Annotated in this window: 26 protein-coding genes; 8 read left to right on the forward strand and 18 right to left on the reverse strand. The window is 69.0% G+C overall.

Annotated features, from left to right (window positions below; all coding sequences use genetic code 11):
* Positions 1 to 79 precede the first annotated feature (79 nt).
* A complete protein-coding gene (locus tag ACIQUQ_RS06825) occupies positions 80 to 283 on the reverse strand; it encodes a hypothetical protein (protein ID WP_403972129.1) in 204 nt (67 codons plus the stop codon).
* Between the two features lie 199 nt (positions 284 to 482).
* Between ACIQUQ_RS06825 and ACIQUQ_RS06830 the strand changes: the two genes are divergently transcribed.
* The 5 genes from ACIQUQ_RS06830 (at position 483) to ACIQUQ_RS06850 (ending at position 4,669) form a co-directional block, all read left to right on the forward strand.
* The gene (locus ACIQUQ_RS06830) at positions 483 to 980 is read left to right on the forward strand and encodes a DUF6907 domain-containing protein (protein ID WP_403972131.1); all 498 of its coding nucleotides are present in this window, start codon (positions 483 to 485) and stop codon (positions 978 to 980) included.
* Positions 977 to 1,354 (forward strand): DUF6907 domain-containing protein, encoded by a 378-nt coding sequence (locus tag ACIQUQ_RS06835; protein ID WP_403972133.1) that lies wholly within the window; start codon positions 977 to 979, stop codon positions 1,352 to 1,354. Before ACIQUQ_RS06830 ends, ACIQUQ_RS06835 begins: the two co-directional genes overlap by 4 nt.
* On the forward strand, positions 1,351 to 1,554 hold the full coding sequence (locus ACIQUQ_RS06840) for a hypothetical protein (protein ID WP_403972135.1): 204 nt from the start codon (positions 1,351 to 1,353) through the stop codon (positions 1,552 to 1,554). Before ACIQUQ_RS06835 ends, ACIQUQ_RS06840 begins: the two co-directional genes overlap by 4 nt.
* Positions 1,541 to 2,458, forward strand: a complete 918-nt coding sequence (locus tag ACIQUQ_RS06845; protein WP_403972137.1) for a hypothetical protein — start codon at positions 1,541 to 1,543, stop codon at positions 2,456 to 2,458. Before ACIQUQ_RS06840 ends, ACIQUQ_RS06845 begins: the two co-directional genes overlap by 14 nt.
* A 78-nt stretch (positions 2,459 to 2,536) precedes the next feature.
* The gene (locus ACIQUQ_RS06850; protein ID WP_403972139.1) at positions 2,537 to 4,669 is read left to right on the forward strand and encodes a cell division protein FtsK; all 2,133 of its coding nucleotides are present in this window, start codon (positions 2,537 to 2,539) and stop codon (positions 4,667 to 4,669) included.
* A gap of 157 nt (positions 4,670 to 4,826) precedes the next feature.
* Here the strand turns inward: ACIQUQ_RS06850 and ACIQUQ_RS06855 are convergent, their stop codons facing one another.
* From ACIQUQ_RS06855 to ACIQUQ_RS06905, 11 genes are all read right to left on the reverse strand, one after another.
* Positions 4,827 to 8,264 (reverse strand): phage tail tape measure protein, encoded by a 3,438-nt coding sequence (locus tag ACIQUQ_RS06855; RefSeq protein WP_403972141.1) that lies wholly within the window; start codon positions 8,262 to 8,264, stop codon positions 4,827 to 4,829.
* A gap of 10 nt (positions 8,265 to 8,274) precedes the next feature.
* Complete coding sequence (locus tag ACIQUQ_RS06860; protein WP_403972143.1) at positions 8,275 to 9,477, reverse strand: phage major capsid protein; 1,203 nt, start codon at positions 9,475 to 9,477, stop codon at positions 8,275 to 8,277.
* 268 nt (positions 9,478 to 9,745) lie between these two features.
* Entirely contained in the window at positions 9,746 to 10,024 is a 279-nt protein-coding gene (locus ACIQUQ_RS06865) for a hypothetical protein (protein ID WP_403972145.1), read from the reverse strand.
* Between the two features lie 220 nt (positions 10,025 to 10,244).
* The gene (locus ACIQUQ_RS06870; protein WP_403972147.1) at positions 10,245 to 10,625 is read right to left on the reverse strand and encodes an HNH endonuclease; all 381 of its coding nucleotides are present in this window, start codon (positions 10,623 to 10,625) and stop codon (positions 10,245 to 10,247) included.
* Positions 10,626 to 10,633: 8 nt separating this feature from the next.
* Positions 10,634 to 11,005: a hypothetical protein gene (locus ACIQUQ_RS06875; RefSeq protein ID WP_403972149.1), complete on the reverse strand. Its 372-nt coding sequence runs from the start codon at positions 11,003 to 11,005 to the stop codon at positions 10,634 to 10,636.
* A 169-nt stretch (positions 11,006 to 11,174) separates the two neighbouring features.
* Positions 11,175 to 11,423, reverse strand: coding sequence for a hypothetical protein (locus ACIQUQ_RS06880; RefSeq protein ID WP_403972151.1), 249 nt, complete (start codon positions 11,421 to 11,423; stop codon positions 11,175 to 11,177).
* A gap of 174 nt (positions 11,424 to 11,597) precedes the next feature.
* Entirely contained in the window at positions 11,598 to 11,798 is a 201-nt protein-coding gene (locus tag ACIQUQ_RS06885; RefSeq protein ID WP_403972153.1) for a hypothetical protein, read from the reverse strand.
* Positions 11,795 to 11,998 (reverse strand): hypothetical protein, encoded by a 204-nt coding sequence (locus tag ACIQUQ_RS06890; protein ID WP_403972155.1) that lies wholly within the window; start codon positions 11,996 to 11,998, stop codon positions 11,795 to 11,797. Before ACIQUQ_RS06890 ends, ACIQUQ_RS06885 begins: the two co-directional genes overlap by 4 nt.
* Positions 11,995 to 13,290: an AAA family ATPase gene (locus ACIQUQ_RS06895; RefSeq protein ID WP_403972157.1), complete on the reverse strand. Its 1,296-nt coding sequence runs from the start codon at positions 13,288 to 13,290 to the stop codon at positions 11,995 to 11,997. Before ACIQUQ_RS06895 ends, ACIQUQ_RS06890 begins: the two co-directional genes overlap by 4 nt.
* Positions 13,287 to 13,751, reverse strand: a complete 465-nt coding sequence (locus tag ACIQUQ_RS06900) for a hypothetical protein (protein ID WP_403972159.1) — start codon at positions 13,749 to 13,751, stop codon at positions 13,287 to 13,289. The genes ACIQUQ_RS06895 and ACIQUQ_RS06900 overlap by 4 nt, the downstream gene beginning before the upstream one ends.
* Before the next feature lie 56 nt (positions 13,752 to 13,807).
* Entirely contained in the window at positions 13,808 to 14,002 is a 195-nt protein-coding gene (locus ACIQUQ_RS06905; protein ID WP_403972161.1) for a DNA-binding protein, read from the reverse strand.
* A gap of 117 nt (positions 14,003 to 14,119) precedes the next feature.
* Here ACIQUQ_RS06905 and ACIQUQ_RS06910 point away from each other — a divergent pair, with 117 nt between their 5' ends.
* Entirely contained in the window at positions 14,120 to 14,542 is a 423-nt protein-coding gene (locus tag ACIQUQ_RS06910; protein WP_403972163.1) for a helix-turn-helix domain-containing protein, read from the forward strand.
* Positions 14,542 to 15,639, forward strand: a complete 1,098-nt coding sequence (xerC, locus tag ACIQUQ_RS06915) for a tyrosine recombinase XerC (RefSeq protein WP_403972165.1) — start codon at positions 14,542 to 14,544, stop codon at positions 15,637 to 15,639. The genes ACIQUQ_RS06910 and xerC overlap by 1 nt, the downstream gene beginning before the upstream one ends.
* Before the next feature lie 21 nt (positions 15,640 to 15,660).
* Here xerC and glnA read toward each other — a convergent pair whose 3' ends face one another.
* Positions 15,661 to 17,070 (reverse strand): type I glutamate--ammonia ligase, encoded by a 1,410-nt coding sequence (gene glnA, locus ACIQUQ_RS06920; protein ID WP_403972167.1) that lies wholly within the window; start codon positions 17,068 to 17,070, stop codon positions 15,661 to 15,663.
* A 231-nt stretch (positions 17,071 to 17,301) separates the two neighbouring features.
* On the opposite strand from glnA, the gene ACIQUQ_RS06925 reads away from it, so the two are divergent.
* The gene (locus ACIQUQ_RS06925) at positions 17,302 to 17,769 is read left to right on the forward strand and encodes an RDD family protein (protein WP_399939532.1); all 468 of its coding nucleotides are present in this window, start codon (positions 17,302 to 17,304) and stop codon (positions 17,767 to 17,769) included.
* A gap of 96 nt (positions 17,770 to 17,865) precedes the next feature.
* Here ACIQUQ_RS06925 and ACIQUQ_RS06930 read toward each other — a convergent pair whose 3' ends face one another.
* The 5 genes from ACIQUQ_RS06930 to ACIQUQ_RS06950 form a co-directional block, all read right to left on the reverse strand.
* Entirely contained in the window at positions 17,866 to 18,570 is a 705-nt protein-coding gene (locus ACIQUQ_RS06930; protein WP_403972169.1) for a DUF4191 domain-containing protein, read from the reverse strand.
* Between the two features lie 19 nt (positions 18,571 to 18,589).
* Positions 18,590 to 18,778: a hypothetical protein gene (locus ACIQUQ_RS06935; RefSeq protein WP_403661412.1), complete on the reverse strand. Its 189-nt coding sequence runs from the start codon at positions 18,776 to 18,778 to the stop codon at positions 18,590 to 18,592.
* 223 nt (positions 18,779 to 19,001) lie between these two features.
* Positions 19,002 to 19,949: a lipoyl synthase gene (lipA, locus tag ACIQUQ_RS06940; protein WP_403660357.1), complete on the reverse strand. Its 948-nt coding sequence runs from the start codon at positions 19,947 to 19,949 to the stop codon at positions 19,002 to 19,004.
* Positions 19,950 to 20,109: 160 nt separating this feature from the next.
* Positions 20,110 to 20,934: a lipoyl(octanoyl) transferase LipB gene (lipB, locus tag ACIQUQ_RS06945; protein ID WP_403972171.1), complete on the reverse strand. Its 825-nt coding sequence runs from the start codon at positions 20,932 to 20,934 to the stop codon at positions 20,110 to 20,112.
* A gap of 43 nt (positions 20,935 to 20,977) precedes the next feature.
* Positions 20,978 to 21,385: a hypothetical protein gene (locus ACIQUQ_RS06950; protein ID WP_403972173.1), complete on the reverse strand. Its 408-nt coding sequence runs from the start codon at positions 21,383 to 21,385 to the stop codon at positions 20,978 to 20,980.
* Positions 21,386 to 21,557: the final 172 nt, after the last annotated feature.

The following is a 21,557-nucleotide window of genomic DNA, read 5'->3' on the forward strand; positions in this document are numbered from 1 at the left end:
GACCTGCGGATTTGGTCCCTCGTCATGCCCCGTTGTAGCCCGTCATGATTCGTCATGCTGCGGACTGTCTGCGGACCGCTCAACCGTCACCGTCTGCACTCGCCTTCACGATCCGCCGGATCTGCTGGCGGGTGTAGCCGGTGACCTCGCAGACGTCTTTCTGGGGCACCCCATCAGCATCCGCCTCCCGGATCGCGGCCGCCAACTCCTGCCGCAGGATCTCCGTCCTGACCTCGGCCTCCCTGAACCGGCGCGCCAGGTGCTCCAGTGATCGCTTATCCATGACACACAGTGTCCCATTCAGATTCATGGAACATGACGTTACCTATGCGCGGCTTATTTGCCTAGGTGCTGGGCGTTGACAAGGGAACATTATGTTCCCTACGGTGAGTGCATCGCCTCGGAAACGAGGACGGCCCCGGCCGGTGGTTGCACACCGAGCGGGGCCTAGATCCGAACCCCTCCATCAAGGGAGTCGAACCATGGGCAACACCGTACCCTCCCGCGCCCTGCCGAAGCTGGCCGCGATGCCGGTCCAGCCGACGGCGAAGGACCGCGAGACCCTGCCCGCCGGCCGGACGTGGTCCTTCCTGGACAGCACGACCGGCAACATGCGGCAGGTCACCTGCCTGTCCGGCTGCACCGTCGACCACAGCCGCGACATCGAGACGCCCACCCACCCTGAGGACGTCTGGTGCTGCACGGCCAGCAGTGACGTCACCCTGCCGATCAACGAGAGCGGGGAGATCGAGGAGTTCCGCGTCCTGAGCGCGTTCATCCGGCAGGAGCCGTTCTCCCGCAACATGCACGAGCGGGTCCCGCACGCGCAGGTCGAGATCGTGGACGACCACTTCATGGAGAGCCTGGACCCGGACGGCCTGGCCACGGTCATCCTGACCCTTGAGGGTCAGCTGGCGAAGTTCCGCGCGGTCCACGCCCAGCTGGTGGAGCTGCGCGAGCAGGGCCGGGTGCAGCTGTGAGCGAGTCCCTTCCTCACGTCACGGTGCTCACGGCCGACCACGGGCCGGTCACCTTCCCTGAGCCGAACTGGTGCCTTGGCGTCCACCCGGACGGTGGCGCCAGGGCGGACATCCACCACCAGGGCGCCGAGCAGCCGGGCACCTTCACCGTCGAGCGGTACGGGCGGCTGGAGTTCCTGACGGCGTTCTTGTCGCAGTACCCCTACGCCGAGATCGGGTCGCGCCGGGTGACGGTGGCGGTCGACATCAACGGCGACCACGTCGAGTTCAACTCCGGGGACCTGGGCGACCTGGCCGCGTCCCTCACCGCGCACGCGCTCTACACGCTGCTGCCGTTGCGGGCCCGCCTGCAGGCTCTCGAAGGCGACGAGTGACGTCGAAGTGGCCCGTGCCGCGGCCGACGGAGAACGCCGCGCTGCGTTCCGTCGGCCGCCGGCCCCGGCCCTACCCCAGCGTTCCGGCCCTGATGGCCGCCCTGATCCTCGCGAACCGTGCCTCTGACCGGCACGGCGCCAACCTGGCCGCCCACCGCGTGGTGCGCGTGGCCGAAGGAGTCACCGATGAAGTTCATTGACGAGAAGCGCCGCCGCTGGGTCGAGCGCACCATCGACGGGACCACGAACGTCGTCCCCGAGACGTACACCGTCCGCACGCCGAAGCTGCCCCGCGACAAGGACGCCCTGGCCCTCGCTGGAGTGTCCGGCCTGGTCCTCGCCCTCACCCTCGTCGCGATCGTGTGGTCGACGTACTCCATCGGGCAGCTGCTCGGCGGGGGCGTCGGGTACGCGGCCGGCACCGTCTTCGACGTCGCCTGGCTGGCCGTCCTGGTCCTGGAGTGGCTGGCCCGCTTCGACCCCGCCAAGCGCCAGTTCCCGCGGAAGGTCGGCTGGGCCCTGGCCCTGGTCGCCGCGGCCGCCATCTTCCTCGAGGGCCAGCTCGCCGGCAGCTGGGAGATGGCCGTCGTCGGCGCCGCCGTGTCCATCGTCGCCAAGGTGCTGTGGTGGGCAGTGTTCAAGCACATCGACCGGGACCTGTCCGAGCCGGACGCGGCGTGGGTCGCGGCGGAGATGTCGAAGGCGAACGCGAAGCTGGCCATCGCCGGCGCGCGCCGCCAGGCAGCGAAAGCGGAAGTCGCCGCACGGCTGGAGCTGCTGGCCGCCGAGAGGGTCCTGGGCGAGCTCGCGGGGCCGGAAACCGTGTATAACATCCAAGATTTTCCGGCCGCGATCACCGGCGAACAGGCCCGCGAACACGGCACCGCTCCGGGGCGCCCCGAACCGTCCTTGAACAGCGCGAACGATGTTCCCGAACAGGGCCCGAACCTGGCCCACCTGGCCCGGGTGGAGCTGACCGCCGGCGCCTCGAAGGAGGAGGCCGTGGCCGCGATCCTCGCCAAGGTTCCCGCCGCCAAGCGGGCCTCGCTCGAAGCCACCGTGCGGCGGGAGCGGAACAAGCTCGACCGCCTCGGCTACCGGTAGCAGAGCGGGGCGGCCGGGCCCTTCCACGGTACGGCCGCCCCTCCTCCCGATCCCAACGGAACCAGGAAGGGGAACATCATGACCCAGACCATCACCGGTCCGCTCAACGGTCATTCGAAATTGACGCTCATCAAGCCCGAACACGTCGTTGAACAGGCCGAACCCACCCCGACGTCGGCGCCGGTCGAGAAGGTCGAGGCGGTCGACCGCCCTGACAACCCCCTGGCGGACTGGCTGACCGTTCCGGACCAGCCGATCCTGCCGGCGTGGGCCCGCTCCGCCGCGTCGCTGAAGGCCAACACGGTGGCGTTCTCCCGCCTGTGCAGCTGGCACGCCCGCTACCACAGCATCCGCACCCCCAAGTACGCGGCGAAGGCGGCGTGGCTGGTCTCCCGCGGCTTCTTCCGGGCGTGCTGGGGGCTGTGGCCGGTGCTGACCGCGCAGGACCACACCAAGACCGTCAAAGCTCTGCGTGCCCAGGTGAAGGCCAAGCCCGAGGACGTCGACCTGGCGGTGCGCCACCAGATGGCGCACCGTGAGCGGACGCAGGCCCGCCGCTGGCGGTGGGGTACCGCCGGCGTCGCGGTCGCCGCGGCCACCGCCGGCGTGCTGCTGGCCGATCCCCTGTTCCTGACCGCCGCCTCCACCGCCGTCGCGGTGCCCCTCGGCTACCTCGGGCGGGGCAAGGAGACCCGGCTGCTGGACCAGGCGGTGCCGCCGCTGCGGGTCGACATGTCCGCGCAGCAGCTGAACGACGCGCTGCGTGCCGCCAGCCTCCTCAAAAGCGGCAAAGGCGACGACGAAGGCCCGAAGGTCACGTGCGTCATGGGGCCGGTTCGCGACGGCCGCGGCTGGAGCGTGGTCTTCGATCTGCCGCGCGGCGGCGGGAAGACCGCATCCGACGTCCTCGCCAAGCGGGAAGCCATCGCCTCCGAACTCGGCGTAGATGAGATCCAGGTCGTCATGTCCCGCGTGCGCGCCGCGCAGGGCGGCAACGCCTCCCGCGTGAGCATGTGGGTTGCCGACGACGACCCGTACCTGGCTGAGCCGGTGCCGTCGCCGCTGGCGAAGCTGGAGCGGTTCTCCATCTGGGACCCGATCCCGTTCGGGCAGGACGCCCGCGGTACCCGCATCAGCGTGCCGGTGGTGTGGCAGTCGATGTTCTTCGGTGGCCTGCCCCGCCGCGGCAAGACGTTCACTCAGCGGCTGATGACCGCGGCCGGCCTGCTCGACCCGTGGGTGCGGCACTACGTCGCCGACTTCAAGGGCGGCCAGGATTGGATGCAGATGCGGCAGGTCGCTCACCGCCTGGTCCTGGGTGCCGAGGACGACGCCATCGCCGCGTTCAAGGCGATGCTGACGGAGCTGCTGACGGAGATGGAGCGCCGCTTCGCGATCCTGCGGGAGCTGCCGACCAGCATCTGCCCCGAGGGCAAGCTGACGCCGGCGATCGTGGAGCGGTACAAGATGCCGTTCATCTTCGTCACCGTCGACGAGCTGCAGGAAGCGTTCCTGGCCATCGGCGACGAGAAGGAACGCAAGGCCGTCATCGACGACATGGCCCGCATCGCCCGCCGCGGGCCGGCCGCCGGGTTCATCTCCAACTACGCCAGCCAGCGCCCGGACGCCGAGTCGGTGCCGACGAAGCTGCGGGAGATCATCACCATCCGCGCGTGCACGCAGGTCACCGACCAGACGTCGTCGGACATGGTCCTCGGCAAGGGCAAGGCGTCCATGGGTGCGGACGCCTCGGTGCTGTCGGAGGACCACAAGGGCGTCGTCGTCCTGGTCACCGGCCCGGCCAGCTTCGCCACCGTCAAGAACGACCTGCTGACGACCGCCGAGTTCAACGCGCTGTGCGCCAAGGGCCGGGCGATGCGCAAGGAGATAGGGCAGCTGACCGGCGACGCGGCCGGCGACATCGTCACCGGCGCCGAGGAGACCGGCTACCGGGTGCCGGCCATCATCTCCGACGTCCTCGAGGTGATGAAGCACAGCCCCCGCATGTACACCCGCGACCTGCTCGACCGGCTGTCGAACCTCGACGAGGACACCTACGGCGACTACGACGCCGAGCGCCTGGCCAAGGACCTCGAGGCGGCCGGGGTGAAGCGCACCAGCAAGCAGGTGAAGATCGACGGAGTCAACGGCGCCGGCTACCAACGCCGCGACGTCGAAGGCGCCGTGCCCTTCAACGACCTGCCCGGGTAGAGGCCCCCGCCCCTACCAACCCCCAGGGGACGGACCTGTGTAACGCAGGTCCGTCCCCTTTCGCGTTGGGCCCGAAAGTAGCGGGGCCTCTTTACCCCGGTAGCAGGGGCGGTAACGGCCGCTGACCTGCAAGGTAACGCGGGTAGCGGGGCCCCGGTCAGATGCGCCGACCGGCCGCCATGCGCATGGACTGGCTGCGGTCGTAGGCCGTCACCTCCTCGCCGGCGACGCCCTTCACGTAGGCCTTGAGGGTGGGGCCGTCCTGGATCTGGAGGACGATCGGCTGTCCGGGCTGCAGGCCGCCCCGCTCCTCCCGCGCGGCGGCCTGCAGGCGGGCCGGCGCGGCCGCGGCGGCCGCTACGGCAAGCCGCGTCATCGTCGTCCACTGCGAGGGCGTCAGGACCGCCTCCGGCTTGCCGGTCCCGTTGAACGTCAACGTCCTGCCCGGCATCAGCCAGCCGCCCGAGTCGTAGCCTCCGGGGCGGTTGTAGGCGGCCGGGAGGCTGCCGTACCGGGAGAGGGCGTAGCGCATGGAGGCGTAGATGTTGGCCAGCGGGTCCCACACGCCGCGGCCGCGGAGCGCGCCGGCGTAGGCGTTGAACGTGGGGTCGATGACCTGCATCAGGCCCTTGGAGGGGGTGCCGTTCTTGGCGTTGATGTCCCAGTTGTTGATGGCGTTGGGGTTGCCGCCGGACTCCTGGTTCATGCGGCGCAGGGTGATGGCCAGGTAGCTGGCCGGCTGGCCGACGAGGCGCAGCGCCTGCAGGACGAGCGAGGCCCAGCGCTGCACGCCGGACCCGCCGACGTCGACCTTGCCGGCGTCGCCAGCGCCGACGAGGCTGACGACCTTGTCCTTCAGCGTGGACAGGATCTTCAGCGGAATCCCGGTCATCAACCTGCCGAAGCCGGTGCCGGCGATGGAGTTCAGCTGCCGGCGGATGAAGCCGGTGGCTGCGGTCCAGGCCTTGCCGGGGTTGGCGAGCAGGTCCGTGATGTCGCTGAAGAAGCTCCCGATGCCCTTGGCCTTGTCCTTGACCCAGCCGACGATGCCGCCGTCCTTGAAGCGCTGGATGGGGCCGCCGGCGGCGAAGCCGGGCAGGGCCCCGTGGCGGTTGATGTAGTCGAGGGTGCCGAAGCCCAGCTTGCGGGCGGAGCTGCGGCGGATGACGTACTCGTCGGCCATCATCAGGGCGGGGATGGAGTCCCTGCCGGGGGTGCCGCCGCGGGTGCGGCCGCCTTGCGCGAACTTGATGACGTTGAGCTTGTCGGCGCCGGTGAAGTCGGCGACTGTGTTCCACAGTTTGCGGATGCCGTTGTTGTAGACGGTGTCGATGATGAACTGGACGGGCTTCTTGGCGATGGCCTTGAGTCGGTCCCAGATCAGCCCGATCGCGGACACGCCGGTCTTGAACGAGTCCTTGATGTTGTTGACGCCGCGCATCAGGAAGTCGAACGTCGGCTTGATGCCGTTCTCCCAGACGGCGCTGATCGTCTTCTTGATGCCCTCCCATACGGGCTTGATGGTGTTGGTCCAGAAGCGCATGAAGGCGGGCGCGAGGACGTTCTTGATGTAGTAGACGACGATGTCGAAGGCGGTGCGGACCTTGCGCCACCACTCCAGGATCTTCTCTCCGATGGCTTCGAAGACCGGCTTGATGACGTTGCTCCACAGCCACTTGGCGACGAACGCCAGGAACTTGAAGACGCCGACGACCTTTTCGAACGCGGGCTTGATCGCGTTGTTCCACAGCCACATCGCCAGGAACCCGATCAGCTGGAACACGGGCTTGATGAACGTGCGCCACAGCCAGCCGACGATGGCGGCCAGGATCTTGAAGATGGCGATGATCGGGCCGACGACGATGACGATCAGGATCGTCGCGAGGATCTTCGCGGCCGCGGCGATGAAGGAGAACACGGGCTTGAAGACCGCGTTCCACAGCCACAGCGCGACGGTCGCCACCCACTTGAAGGCGATCACGAGGGCGCCGAGGATCGGCTTGAGGACGGAGTTCCACACCCACAGGGCGGCCGTCTTGATGCCTTCCCACGCGGCCTGCACGAGCTGCCGGAACGTCTCGCTCTTCTTGTAGGCGATGACCAGAGCGGTGCCCAGCGCGACGAGCGCGATCACGATCAGCGTGATCGGGTTCAGGGCGAGGACGGCGTTCAGCAGCGCCTGCGCCGCGGCGAAGCCTTCGGTCACGAGGGTCACGCCCTTGGTGATGGCCGCCCATGTGGCCGTCGCCGCACCCGCAATCCCCGCGGCGAGGGCCTGAGCGTTCAGCGCCAGGGCCACGCCGCCGATGAGGACGACCAGCGGGGCCAGCCACACGCCCCATTCCTTCAGGAAGCCGATCGTGGACTGCAGCCCCGTCCACAGCACCTCGAGGACAGGGAGGAACAGGTCGGCCAGCACCGAGGTCACGCTCTTCAGTGCCGGCAGGACGTCGTCGTTGAACGCGTGCGCCCAGTCGGACAGCAACGGCAGCACCTTGCCGCCGATGAAGTCGACGAAGGTCTGCTGCACGGCCCGCGTGAACACCTTGATCTCATGCGACGGGCCGGAATGCAGCGTCTTGCCCAGCGTGGCCGCCGAGCCGGTGACTTGACCGAACGCGCCTGCAGCCTTGGACGGGTCGAGCTTGAACAGGGCCGCGCCCAGATCCTCCGCCTGGGTACCGAACAGGCCGACGGCCGCGGCGTTCTGCGCCACCGGGTCCTTGATGCCGCGCAGCCGGTCCAGGACCAGCTGCAGGCCCTCCTGGGCGCCCTGGCCGCCCTTCGCAATCTTCGCGCTCATGTCCTGCGCGCTGAGCCCCAGAGCCTTGTACGCGTCCTGCGACGTGGTGGACATGTCGATCGCGCGGATCGAGAACTCCTTCAACCCGTCGGCGATGATGTCGGTATCGCGGGCGCCGCCCTGCAGGCCTTGCTGGAACAGGCCCAGCGCCTCGTTCGCGTCCAGACCAAGTTTCCGCAGCTGGACCGGGTACTCCTGGAACGTCTCGAGCAGGTCCTCGGCGTTCGGGCCGAGCTTCTGGAAACCGACCGTGATGATGTCGAGGGCTGACTCGGCAGACGGCGCCAGGTTGTTCTTCAGCAGCGCGGACACGGCCTGTGTCTGCATGGACATGTCTGTGCCGAACGTCGTGGCAACGTCCGTCATCTTCGACGCGATCGACTCCAGCTGAGCGTTCGTCGCGTCCGGCTTGACCAGGCCCGCGTTCATGATCGAGCGGATGACCTCGGCACCCTGCTCGAAGGACTCCGTGACGCCCTTCGTGTACAGGGCGCCGGCAACCTTCCCGTAGCGGGCGGCATCCTTGCCCGTCGCGCCCAGCTGGGCCTGCAGCTTGGACGTGATGTCCAGCTGCCCCATGGCTTCCGACAGGCCGGCGACGAGCAGCGCGCCCGCCGCCGCGCCGGCGGCCGCCGCGCCGAGCTTCAGCTTGTCGGTCATGCGGCCGCCCGCGGCAGTACCCGCCTCCTCGCCCGCGTCACCCATCGGCTCGATCAGCTGACGCCGAATCTCACCGCTGATGCCCCGGACGGAGGGGATGATCTGCAGGACGGCATAGCCCACGTTGGGCATAGCCGGCCCCTTACGCGGTCAGGTCGATCTCGACGATCGCGGACGGCTGGAAGATCTTCAGGCCGGCGTCCATCTCCGCGCGGAAGCGGATCATGTTGCGCTGGAAGTCCGTGGCGCCCACGCCCTCGCTGATCGCGTCCGGGTCGTAGATGTTCTCCGACCAGTCGAAGCGGATGTCCTCCACCAGCTGCAGCTCGGTCGCCAGGCGGAAGTTCACCAGGTGCGCGACCCCCGCGGTCTGCGCGGTCGTCGACACCACCGGCATGCCCCACAGCCGGCGCGCGGAGACGTCGACCGTCTGCACCGGGCCGCCGAGGTAATACTGCGCCTCGTTGTCCGCCAGGAGCTCGATGGTCTCCCAGTCGTTCGGGTGCACGACGTAGGCGGCGCCGTCCGCGAACGACAGGGTCTCCAGCTTGGTCTTGGCCTTGCGGGTCGTCTTGAGGATGTCCGTGTCCCAGGCCTGGGACTGGGAGCCGGACACGTTCGCGATGCCGGTCATGTTCTCGCCCGACCCGGAGCCGTTGATGATCTGCTGCTCGAGGGCCATCTCGACACCGAGACGCATCTCCATGTCGAGGAAGCGCTGCAGCATCGGCGCGTCCCGCAGGTCCTGGCGGGAGATCGGCTCCGACAGGTGCGCGATCGTGCGCGTGCGGTCGTCGACGCGGGTCAGGGTGAAGACGCTCGTCGGCTTCAGCGCGCCGCGGGCGACGACGTCGGCGTTGTTCGTGCGGGTCGTCTGCCGCATGTACGAGAACCGAGACGGGCCGGTCACGGTCGGGATGAGCTGCCGCAGCACCAGCGCGGGCACGCCCGTGCGGACCGGCTCGGGGTCGAGAGGGATCGTCAGCGGCACCGAGCCGCCGGCCAGGATCCCCTTGTACCCGTCCGGGTCGGAGGTCGCCTTGATGACCTTCTCGCCCCAGTCGGAGCCGCCGGCCGCCTTCACGCGCGGGTGCACGGCATCGGTCTTCGCGCGGGACGGCTTGGCGATGTCGTCGCCGAGCGCGCGCAGGGTCTCCGACAGGCTGGCGGACGCCGACGGCTGGGCAAGCTGGCCCTTCAGCTGGTTCGCGGTCGCCAGGTGATTCTCCACCTCGGCCTGCTCGGCCGCGGTCAGATCCCGCCCCTCGGAGTCGGCCTTGGCGAGGATCGCCTTGCCGGCGAGGAGCGCAAGCTTCATCTGGGCTCGCACGGTCTCGTGGTCCATGGATGTGTCCTTCGGGAAGTCGCGATGGCTTCCCGCACGTTCCGGAGGATGGCCGCGCTGTACGCGCTGGGCGGTCCTGCAACGGAGGGTCCGGGCGGCGCCGAACTGAGCGGACGACATGCTGGCCGGCGCCGCACCGGAACGGTCGCCGGGGGCGGCGACTTGGCGGGCGGGTTACCCCGATGGCCGCCGCTCTGCCCCCAGCTTCCTGCTAACGGAACGGATCGCCGACGGTCATGCCCTGGCCGTCGATCAACCTGCAGTCATTTTAGCTGGTAGGACCTACTTCGCGGAAGATCTCCGCCCCGTCCCGAAAGGTCGTCATCTCCCAACACGCGCACGCGCAGGGCAGGCACACCAGCCGCTCGACCGCCAGGCCGCCGTCACCCATGAACCACACGCCGCCCTCGGCGTCCATGAGCCTGCCGGCCGACGCCTCCGACACCCAACCGCCCACAGGCAGCACCTCGGTGGGCGCGTGCTGCACCACCACGGCCAGCAGCCGGGCGCCGGCGGCGCGCTTCCCGTCGATCGCCTTCACCTTCACGGCCGCCTCCAAGCCCTGTCGTCCCAGTGCTGCGCCGCCTCGAGCGGCATGTCCTCGTACCTCGGCGGCCACGCGCGCTTGACCGGCACCTTCACCGCAGGGCCGCGCGGCTTGGCGGGGGCGTTTCCACTGGTCAGCTGATGATCCCCTAGTGAAGATTCTGAGCGCGTGCCTTCCGACTTCACCGCGGCGGGTCCCCTGCCGTTTGAACTGGTGATTGTCACTGCCCTACCCCCCGACGGCGCTGGTTCCCGCGGAGTGCTTCGCGCTTGGACTTGTCGGCGTGGCAGGGCTCGGCGTGGATGAGGCCGAGGTTGGCCAGGTCGGTGATGGCGCCGCCCTCGGCGACGGGCGTGATGTGGTCGAGGTGAAGCGTCTCGTCCTCGTCGGGTTCGCCGCCGCAGTAGTAGCAGCAGCCGTTGTCGCGGCGGCTGACGCGCCGCTTGAGGGCGCGCCAGGCGCCGGAGCTGATGCCGTAGCGGCCGGCCTTGTCATCTCGTCCGCGCCAGGCGATCGGCTGGTGGGCGTCGCAGCGTGCGCCCTTGGTTGCGAGCTCGTGGCACTCAGGATCTGTGCAGCGGCTTGGTGGTGCTGTGGGCATGTCGTCTCCTAGGCGGCCGCGTCCGGGCCGCTGGCCTCGATCCGGGCGAGGAAGTCGCGCGTGCGCGTCACGTTCCCTGGGCGGGCGGTCAGGGCGAGCTCGGAGAGGGCCCTCAGGGCTACCAGGGCGGCCTGACGGCCCGTGGAGGGGTCCAGGGCTTCCAGGATGGCCGCCGTGCCCGCCTCGTCGCGTCTGAGCGCTGCCTGGGCAAGACGTGCGCCGTACTGCTCGGGCTTGGCGACGCGGGCGAGCTTGGCCTGGTGTCGTGCGGTGAGTCCGCGGGATCGTGCGGCTGCGAGGGCTGCGCGCCTGTCGCGGTCGGCCTTGCGTTTGCGTTCTGCTGCGTCTATCTGCTGCTGGACTACGTCGTTGACGTTCATGTCGCCTCCGGGTGTGGCGTGTAGTTGGGGCAGACGGGTGTGTGTGCGTCCTGGCAGTGGCTGCTCTTGTCGGTGTGGATGCGGGCCCCGCACCCCTGGGGGCAGAGCCGGTACCTCCCCCTGCGGACGGGGGACCCGCACGCCATGCAGGTGAGGGGACGACGGCGGGTCACCACTGCTCCTGGGGCGAGGCCTTGTGGTCGGGGGCATAGACGATCGTGCGGCCCCAGTGGGTGAGCGCCTCCGCCTCGATCACGACCACCGGAGCCTTCGGGCCGCCGGACACGAAGGGCAACAGGATGGGCTCGTCGTCGGAGTCGACTGACGGCTGCCAAGCGACGATCGGGTCCATGGCGACGTTCTTGCCGTCGGTCTCGCGGAGGTACCAGCCGGGGGTGGCCGGGATGGGGTTGGTCATCTGCTGCTCCTCTGGGGTTGGGCTGGGAGACGTACATCTCCGGGCGAGGAAGGGGGTCGAGCGGGTGGATTGCCGGGTGGAGGGTGGAGGGTTGTGGAGGGTTTTCCGCTTCTTCCCACGCGTGTGCGCATGGGAGTTATTGGGCGACCCTCCACAACCCTCCACTTCCGCAGGTCAGAGGCTTTCGGCATTCCTGTCTGCGGCGGCCTCGGCGATGGCGGCGATCAGCTCGTCGGAGTGGCTGGCGAGCCATCCGCCGAGGGCCTTCTCCACGCCGGCCTGGATGACCTCGGGGGTGCTGATGTCGTGCTGGCTGAGCCAGAAGTCGAAGGAGTCGGCCACACCCTTGGTGATGGCTTCGGGTGGGATGGTCACAGCGCCTCCTGGATGGCTCGGAACGTGTCGGGGATGTCGGAGACGGCGCGGCTGAGGACGGGGCATCCGTCGTCGTGGCCGATGGCCAGGTGCCAGATGCCGTACTCGTCCTGGTTGAGCTTGGCGGGGTCGCTGTTGCAGTGGCCGCAGGTGTAGGCGGCAGCAAGGGCGACGACGGCGGGCGGGGGCTGCTCGTTCACGATGCCTCCGGCAGGGGCTCGCAGGTGGGGTGGAAGGACTCCCCAGCCGCCACGTGGACGGGGTCGAGGGGGGTTTCGCAGAACCGGCAGACCTTCGAGTCGGGGACTACGCTCAGTGAACGGTTTTCCGTAGGTGACACGTAGGTGCCATAGGCGCCAAGCCCCTGGGTACTGGCGCCTATGGCACCTACGGGGGTTTCCTTGGCATCTACGGTCTCGTCGGTGACGCTGAGTACCCACGTCCAGGACCGGTCTTTCCCGAATCCGGAGGGCTCGGACGACACTCCTGCCTTGCTCCGTGCGCGCTGCAGGGTGCGCTTGGCGATGCCGTCTCGCTCGCCGGCCTTGATGACCTGACCGGCGTCAGCCTGGCCGCCTGCATCGGTGAGGTAGCCCTTGAGCCAGCGGATCGCCTCATCGCGCTCGCTGACCTCCTCCCGGTCGACGGGTGTCGACAGGGTGTCCTCGACGCTGCGTTCCGCGATGCCGGTGAAGACGAGGCGGCCGACGTTGGCGTTGCCCTTGGCGGTGGGTACATCGAATCCCTCGATCAGGTACGAGAGGGACGGCAGGTCGAGCTTGCCCAGGCTGTTCTTCGTCTGGGTCATCACCTGCTCCTCGGTCTCCCGATCACGGGCGAAGGCGATGACGGCACGAGCGAGATCCTTGAACGCGCCCGATCCGGAGATGAGTTGAGAGGCGTCGGTACCGCTGCCCTTGTTGAAGTGGGCGATACCGAGGGTCAGGGCTTTCGTCCGTTCAGCCATGCGCACCAGCGGCTCGAGGGCCTGACGGACGTCCTGGGTGCGGTGCGCGTCGGTTCCCGTGCCGAGCGTCGACATGAGCGGGTCGACGATCAGCGCGGCGACGTCGTAGTTCGCGATTTCCTTCTCGAGGAGGGATACGTCCATGGGGAGGGAGATCATCGTCTCGCCGCGGAGCATGTCCTCGGCGTCGACCCGGAACACGCGGTCGAGATCGGCGCCAGCAGCGATTAGGCGGGGTACGAGGGTGCGAGACCAGGAGTCCTCGACCGCCGCGTAGAAGACGTTCTTGGGCTGGCCGTAGAACGTGCCAGGGAGTTCGCCGCGGGAGATGCGGGCGGCTACCCAGATACCGAAGCTCGACTTGCCCGTGCCTTCCCGGCCGGCGGCGAGGGTGAGCGCTCCGGCGGGGATCCGACCGCACTGCGGCTCGGGTTCCCATGCCCAGATGACGGGTTCGGGTTCGATGGTCGAGGCGGCCGTGAGCTTAATGCGCCGCTGGGGGACCTCGGGGTCGAAGTCGGTCACGCGGCCTCCTGGTGGCCTTCGGTGGGGGTGCGGTGCGGGAGGTCGACCTGCTTGCCGTCGATCCAGTGCCTCCACCAGCCGGGGCGGCCGGGGATGGCGACCGGCGGCCACCCGGGGGTGGCGGTGACCTCGTGCGGGGTGTGGGGGCGGCGGAGCTCCTCGAGCTCGGCGCGGGTCTTGGCGTCGGCGCGGAAGCCCTGGCGGCTGATCTGCTCGAGCTCCCAGAAGAGCCGTTCGCCGTCTCCGTACTTGCGCCACTTCTCGGCTGCGTCGAGTGCGGCGGCGAGCCGGCGGGGGTCGTCGGGGTGGAGGTCCCGCCACGCGTGGGAGGCGTAGGGCGGGAAGTCGTGGGCGTAGAACGCGGTGCGGGCGTCTGCCCAGAGGCCGGCGAAGTCGTCCGGCGCGGGCCACTCGCCCGGCTCTCGCTGCTGCGGTACCGTGGGCGCAGTCTTTCCGCTCATCGCGGAGGCTTCCTGAGACCCCCCAGTGTGGAGCTGGGGGGTCTTTGCGTCGTGGGTCATGCCGCGTTCCGCCTCCCTGCCATCTCGGCGTCGTAGGCCTCGATGTCCTCCCAGCGGGCACGCAGGTACTTGCCCACGCGGAACATGAGCGGACCGATGGACGTCTGGGTGTGGTGCCAACGGCGGACGGTCGCCTGGGGAACGCTGTAGTGCTCGGCGAGTTGGGGAACGGTGGCCAGTGGCCTGCGCATTATGTGCCTCACAGGATCGAAATGTTCTCTCAAGGAACCAATGGAGCCATGAGAGTTCGTTGTGTGCGATGGTGCCCCATCGTTGCTTGTTCTGCAAGGACCCCTTACTGTTCCTTCATGGAACATGAAGAGGCAGCCGGTCCTGTCGAGGTCATCGCCCGCAGGGTCAAGGAGGTCCGCGGCCGCAAAGGGCTCACCGCCCAGCAGCTAGCAGACAGACTTCGGAAAGCCGGGGTCCCCTGGGACCGGGCCACCGTGACGAAGCTCGAGACGAACCGTCGTCAGAACGTCTCCGTCGTGGAGCTGCTAGCCCTGGCGCGGGTGCTTGACGTGGCGCCGGTGCACTTGCTCGTCCCCTTGGGGGAGGGGCCGTATCAGGTGACCCCTAACGAGACGGCCTTGGCCAGCCGCGCTCGTCGCTGGGTTCGAGGTGACACGACCCTGCGGGGCGGAGACGCGCAGATCTACTACAGCGAAGTGCCCTTGGATGAGATCCGACAGGTGCAGCAGCTCGGAACGGCCCATGAGGAGCAGGGCTGATGGCTGGCAGCATCAAGATGCGACCGAACGGCAAGTACAGGGCCCGCTATCGGGACGCGACCGGCCGTGAGCATGCCCGGCACTTCGAGCGGAAGACTGATGCCCAACGGTGGCTTGACGAGGAGACGGCGAGCCTTGTCACGGGGAACTATGTCAACCCGAAGGACCGCAAGGTCACCGTCGACGAGTGGTGCGAGAAGTGGATCGCCGGCTACGAGTCGAATCGACCGTCTACCGTCCGGCAGGCACGCGTGCACCTGGCCCGAATCCGTAAGGAGTTCGGGCCTTTGCCGTTGGCGGCCATCAAGCCGAGTGCAGTGAAGTCTTGGCTGGCCCGCCTGCAGAAGGAAGGCCGGCAGGCGTCCTACGTGAACGCGCTGCACAGTCGCCTGTCCCAGCTTATGACGGACGCCGTTCACGACGGCCTGCTGACCTCGAACCCGTGTTCCCGTCGGACATCGCCAGGTGCAGGTAAGCCCCGGCCTTACGTGGCGACGACCGAGCAGGTGTGGCAGCTGTATCAGGCGTTCGAGGAGAGGTACAGGCTGGCCGTCCTGCTAGGGGCATTCGCGGGCCTGCGAGTCGGGGAAGTCTGCGGGCTTCGTCGGGTAGACGTGGCTTTCGAGGAGCGGGAGATCCGGCCGGCCGTTCAGTATCCGGCCGAGCCCCTGAAGACGGAGATGAGCCGTACCGCAATCCCGATCCCGGACGAGCTGCTGGCTGAGCTGCCGCGGCCGTTGGGCGGAGAGCCGGCAACCGTGTTCGCCCATGACGGCGGTGCCCAGGTAAGCCCGTGGGCGATCGAGAGGCAGATGCGGGCGGTGCGCGCGACAGTCCCGGCCCTCCCCGCGGGCTTCCGCTTCCATGACCTGCGGCACTACTACGCGTCGCTGCTCATCAGCAAGGGTGCCGACGTGAAGGTGGTGCAACATCGGCTCCGCCACGCGTCGGCGAAGACAACGCTGGATACATACAGTCACCTGTGGCCGAACACGGAGGAGACGACGCGGGCCGCGGTGGGGTCCGCGATGAAGGGCATGATCAAAAAAGCTGCGGACCCTGTGCGGACCGGCACAGGGTCCGCAGAGCGAACCTAGAGGTCAAGCCTCAGTCGATCTTTACAGGTCGAAGTAGAGCTCGAACTCGTGCGGGTGCGGGCGCAGCTGGATCGGGGCGATCTCGTTGGTGCGCTTGTAGTCGATCCAGGTCTCGATCAGGTCGGGGGTGAAGACACCGCCGGCCAGGAGGTACTCGTGGTCCTCCTCCAGGGCCTTCAGCACGGCCTCGAGGCTGGTCGGGACCTGCGGCACGGCCGCGTGCTCCTCGGGGGCCAGCTCGTAGAGGTCCTTGTCGATCGGCTCCATCGGCTCGATCTTGTTCTTCACACCGTCGAGGCCCGCGAGGAGCAGCGCCGCGAAGGCGAGGTACGGGTTCGAGGACGGGTCCGGCGCGCGGAACTCGACGCGCTTGGCCTTCGGGTTCGAGCCCGTGATCGGGATGCGCATGGCCGCGGAGCGGTTGCGCTGCGAGTAGACCATGTTGACCGGGGCCTCGAAGCCGGGCACCAGGCGGTGGTAGGAGTTCACCGTCGGGTTGGTGAACGCCAGCAGCGACGGGGCGTGCTTCAGGATGCCGCCGATGTAGTAGCGGGCGGTGTCCGAGAGACCCGCGTAGCCCGTCTCGTCGTAGAAGAGCGGCTCGCCGCCCTGCCACAGCGACTGGTGGACGTGCATGCCCGAGCCGTTGTCACCGAAGATCGGCTTCGGCATGAAGGTCGCGGTCTTGCCGTTGCGCCAGGCGACGTTCTTCACGATGTACTTGAAGAGCATCAGGTCGTCGGCCGCGGCCAGCAGCGTGTTGAACTTGTAGTTGATCTCGGCCTGGCCGGCGGTGCCCACCTCGTGGTGCTGGCGCTCGACCTGCAGACCCTGGGCGTCGAGCTCCAGGGAGATCTCGGCGCGCAGGTCGGCGAAGTGGTCGACCGGGGCGACCGGGAAGTAACCGCCCTTGTAGCGGACCTTGTACCCGCGGTTGTTCTCCTCCGCACCGGTGTTCCAGGCGCCGGCCTCGGAGTCGATGTGGTAAAAGCCCTCGTTCGCGCTGGTGGCGAAGCGCACGCTGTCGAACACGTAGAACTCGGCCTCGGGGCCGAAGTACGCGGTGTCGGCGATGCCGGTGGAGGCGAGGTACGCCTCGGCCTTCTTCGCGATGTTGCGCGGGTCGCGGCTGTAGGCCTCGCCCGTGATCGGGTCGTGGATGAAGAAGTTGATGTTGAGCGTCTTGTCCTTGCGGAACGGGTCCAGCCGCGCGGTCGACAGGTCGGCGCGGAGCGCCATGTCCGACTCGTGGATCGCCTGGAAGCCGCGGATCGAGGAGCCGTCGAAGGCGAGCTCCTCGTTCGGGTCGAACGCCGCCGCCGGGATGCTGAAGTGCTGCATCACACCGGGCAGGTCGCAGAACCGGACATCAACGAACTTGATGTCGTTGTCCGCGATGTACTTCTTCGCGTCGTCGGCGTTCTGGAACATCCAACTCCTCCTACCCCCGACCCCGGGGGAGGGGCGGGTCGCATAGCTCGTGGTGCGTCAGTGCGGTGGCGCACGCTGACCCGACCATAAGCAGACGGGATTTCTCAAGCATGACCCATTTGTTTCGCACAAGTTAACCGGGGTCCCAGCCGTCGGGCCTAGCGCAACGCCCCCGGGCGCCCTCCCGGAGGCCCCCCGGGGCGGTTTTCCGGGTCCGGGTACCGTGGTGGGGTGGACAACAGGCAAGCAATCGGATCGTGGCTCTCGGGACCCCGCGCGGCGGCCGAGGACATGGGCGTCGACTTCGGGTACCGCGGCGAGCGCCTGGGCCTCCCGCAGGAGGGGCCCGGCTCGGTGGCACGGATGGGACGGCGGTTCGCCGCCCTGTCCATCGACTGGGCCCTGTGCCTGCTGATCGCATACGGGCTGCTCGCTGGCCGTGACTGGCAGGCGATGGGCAACTGGCCCGTGGTGGTCCTGCTCGTGCTGAGCGTGCTCACCGTCGGCACCGTGGGCTTCACCCCCGGCAAGCGCCTGGTCGGCCTGCGCGTGGTGGCCGAGAACGGCGGCCGGCTGGGCATCGGCCGGGTGGCGCTGCGCAGCGTCCTGCTCGTGCTCGTCATCCCCGCCCTGGTCTGGGACCGCGACGGCCGCGGCCTGCACGACCGCCTCTCCCGCGCCGTCCAGGTGCGCATCTGAGAACGCCGGGCGTCCGGAGCGACCGGACCGCGTACGGGGAAGGGCCCCGGGAACCAGGTTCCCGGGGCCCTTCCCCGTACGCGTAGGAGTGGCGGGTCAGCGCATCTTGTTGCCGCGCGGCATCCGCGCGCCGCCACGGCCGGGGACGGGGCCCTTCGGCAGCGGCATGTTGCTCATCAGGTCGCCCATCGCCCGCAGCCGGTCGTTGACCGTGGTGACCTGGGGGCCGGCCAGGACGCGCGGCAGCTTCAGCAGCGTCGTGCGGACCTTCTTGAGGGGCACCTCGCCCTCGCCCGTGCCGACGATGATGTCGTGCACCGGGATGTCCGGCATGACGCGTGACATCTTCTTCTTCTCGGCCGCGAGGAGGGACTTCACGCGGTTCGGGTTGCCCTCGGCCACCAGCACGATGCCGGCCTTGCCGACGGCGCGGTGGACGATGTCCTGCTGGCGGTTCATCGCCACGGCCGGGGTGGTCGTCCAGCCACGGCCCACGTTCTCCAGCACCGCCGCGGCGGCGCCCGGCTGGCCCTCCATCTGCCCGAAGGCGGCGCGCTCGGCCCGGCGGCCGAAGACGATCGCCATCGCCAGGAAGGCGACGATGAAGCCCAGGATCCCGAGGTAGACCGGGTGGTCGATCAGGAAGCCGATCGCAAGGAAGACGCCGAAAGTGACGATTCCCACGCCCGCCACGATCAGACCGACCTTCGGGTCCGCCTTGCGGGTCATCTTGTACGTCATTGCGATCTGCTTGAATCGCCCGGGTGTCGCAGCAGCGGCTGCGTTTGCCTTCCTCGCCATGTACCGAAGTTTACGTGTCTTACGGCAGACGGGTAGCCACGGCCTCGAGCGCGTGCTCGGTTTCGACCCGGTCGCTGGCGCGGCGGCGGTCCTCCAGGACGGCCGTCCAGGCGTTGCGGCGCGCGGTGCGCATGAGCAGGGATTCGACGGCGCGGAGCGCGTCGGTGACGGTCGGGATGGCGGTGGCGCGTAGGGGCGCGGCCTGCATGGTGTCGATCCCTTCGTGGTGCGCTCGGCCCGGGGGCGGGGTGCTGCCGTGTGCGGTGCGTGCGGCGCTGCCGTGTGCGGTGCGTGCGGCAATCGTCACTGACTGGTGTTACCAGTGCGTGACCGGTCGGTCAAACAGTGATGAAACCTTGATGGGGGCCCATGGGGCCGGAGCGACACCGGAAAAGCAGAGCGGCCCGTGTTTCCACGGGCCGCTCCGTTCGTCACACCGTCGCGCGCTTGTCCATCGCCTGCTGGTAGAGGCGGCCGGCGCGGTACGAGGACCTGACCAGCGGGCCGGACATCACGCCCGAGAAGCCGATCTCCTCGGCCTCCTTCGCGAGCTCCACGAACTCGTCCGGCTTCACCCAGCGCTCCACGGGGTGGTGCCGCGGCGAGGGCCGCAGGTACTGGGTGATCGTGATGAGTTCGCAACCCGCCTCGTGCAGGTCGCGCAGCGCCTGGCTGATCTCCTCGCGCTCCTCGCCCATGCCGAGGATCAGGTTCGACTTGGTCACCAGGCCGTACGCGCGGGCCTGGGTGATCACGTCGAGCGAGCGCTCGTAGCGGAAGCCGGGACGGATCCGCTTGAAGATCCGCGGCACGGTCTCGATGTTGTGCGCGAAGACCTCGGGGCGGGAGGCGAAGACCTCCTCCAGCAGCTCGGGCACCGCGTTGAAGTCGGGGGCCAGCAGCTCGACCTTGGTGTGCCCGCCCTCGCGGCCGGCGGTCTGCTGGTGGATCTGGCGCACGGTCTCGGCGTACAGCCAGGCGCCGCCGTCCGCCAGGTCGTCGCGGGCGACGCCGGTGATGGTGGCGTAGTTCAGGTCCATCGTGACGACGGACTCGCCCACGCGACGGGGCTCGTCGCGGTCCAGGGCCTGCGGCTTGCCGGTGTCGATCTGGCAGAAGTCGCAGCGCCGGGTGCACTGGTCACCGCCGATGAGGAAGGTGGCCTCGCGGTCCTCCCAGCACTCGTAGATGTTCGGACAACCGGCCTCCTGGCACACGGTGTGCAGGCCCTCGCTCTTCACGAGGCTCTGCATCGCCTTGTACTCGGGACCCATCTTCGCCCGGGTCTTGATCCACTCGGGCTTGCGCTCGATGGGGGTCTGGGCGTTACGGACCTCGAGGCGCAGCATCTTGCGTCCGTCGGGTGCGACTGCGGACACGACCGGCTCCCTGTGACTTTTGATTCCTCGGCGCCCACCAGGGTACGCCCGTTATTCGTACGCTCTTACGTCCGGCCAACCTGAGAGTGCCCGGAGGCATTCCCACGGCCCCGGAGGGTGTCAGGTCGCGGGCCCCGGGAAGGACCCGCGGCGGCACCCGTCAGGAGGCCGCCGGAGCGGCCGCCTCCGGCTCCATCTCGCGCTCGACCTCGCGGGGCAGCAGCGTCGCGCCGGCCATCACGTCGGCCAGGTGCCGCTCCACGACGGGCAGCACGTCGGCGATGGTGATCTCCCGGCCCAGTTCCTCCGAGAGCGAGGTCACACCGGCGTCGCGGATGCCGCAGGGGATGATCCGGTCGAACCAGGTGCTGTCCGGGTTCACGTTGAACGAGAAGCCGTGCATCGTGACGCCCTTGGCGACGCGGATGCCGATGGCGGCGAGCTTGCGGTCCTCGCGGCGCTGGCCGGCGTTCGAGGGCGCGTACTCGGGGCCGTTCAGTCGCGGGTCGAACTCCTCGTCCGTCAGGCGCGGGTCGAACTCCAGCGTCAGCCCGCCGACGGCGGGGCGCTGCTCGACGGGGTCGCCCAGCACCCAGACGCCCGAGCGGCCCTCGATGCGGGTGGTCTCCAGGCCGAACTCGGCGGCCGTCCGTATCAGGGCGTCCTCCAGGCGGCGCACGTGGGCGACCACGTCCACCGGGCGGGGCAGCTTCATGATCGGGTAGCCGACCAGCTGGCCGGGACCGTGCCAGGTGATCTTCCCGCCGCGGTCCACGTCGATGACGGGGGTGCCGTCGAGCGGCCGCTCGCTGTCGGCGGTGCGGCGCCCGGCGGTGTAGACCGGGGGGTGCTCCAGCAGCAGGCAGGTGTCGCCGATCTCGTCCGCGAAGCGGGCGGCGTGGACGCGTCGCTGCTCGTCCCACGCCTCGGTGTACTCGACGGAATCCGGCCCGAAGCCCAGACGGACAAACCGCAGCTCAGCCACCGCAGCGCCTCCTCGTTGAAACTGCTGTGTGCACGTATCGCACTCAGCCAGGGTACGCAGCCGCCGCTCCCGCCGGTCCGGGAGGGGCGTACGGGGCCGGGGCCTGCGGGGCCGGGGCCTGCGGGGCCGGAGGCTGCGGGAGGGGGGCCTGCGGGACCGGGGCCTGCGCGGCCGTGGCCGGAGCCGCCGGCTCGGGCGGGCCGTACGGGTTGGGCGGCAGCGGCCTGCGGCGCCGGCCGCGCGGGAAGTCCGGGTCCTCCTCGGCGCGGGGCAGTCTGCGGTGCCCCTCGGAGTGGTCGTTCACCCAGCCGCAGACCCCGCACGCGTACCGCCCGTCGAGCCCCGCGATCAGCGTCCCGCACCGGCGGCACTCGGCCTCGGTGATCTCCGGCGCCCGGAGGTGCTCCGGTGCGGAGTCGTGCGGAGGCTCGGCGGGGACGTGCGGGTTCATGCCGGGCAGCGTACGCGGGGGTCAGGGGGTGATCCGTAAAGGGGCATCCCGGTTCTTCGCACGATCGGATGAATGTGGGGCAGAGCAGGCGGCGAGGCCGGAGTTGGCCGCTACATTCACGCCGTTCACAGGGCCGGGTCGACGGTCCGGAAGTCAGGAGACCGTGGAGCCG

Source organism: Streptomyces sp. NPDC101118 (assembly GCF_044759445.1).
In the GTDB taxonomy this organism is placed as follows: Bacteria; Actinomycetota; Actinomycetes; order Streptomycetales; family Streptomycetaceae; genus Streptomyces.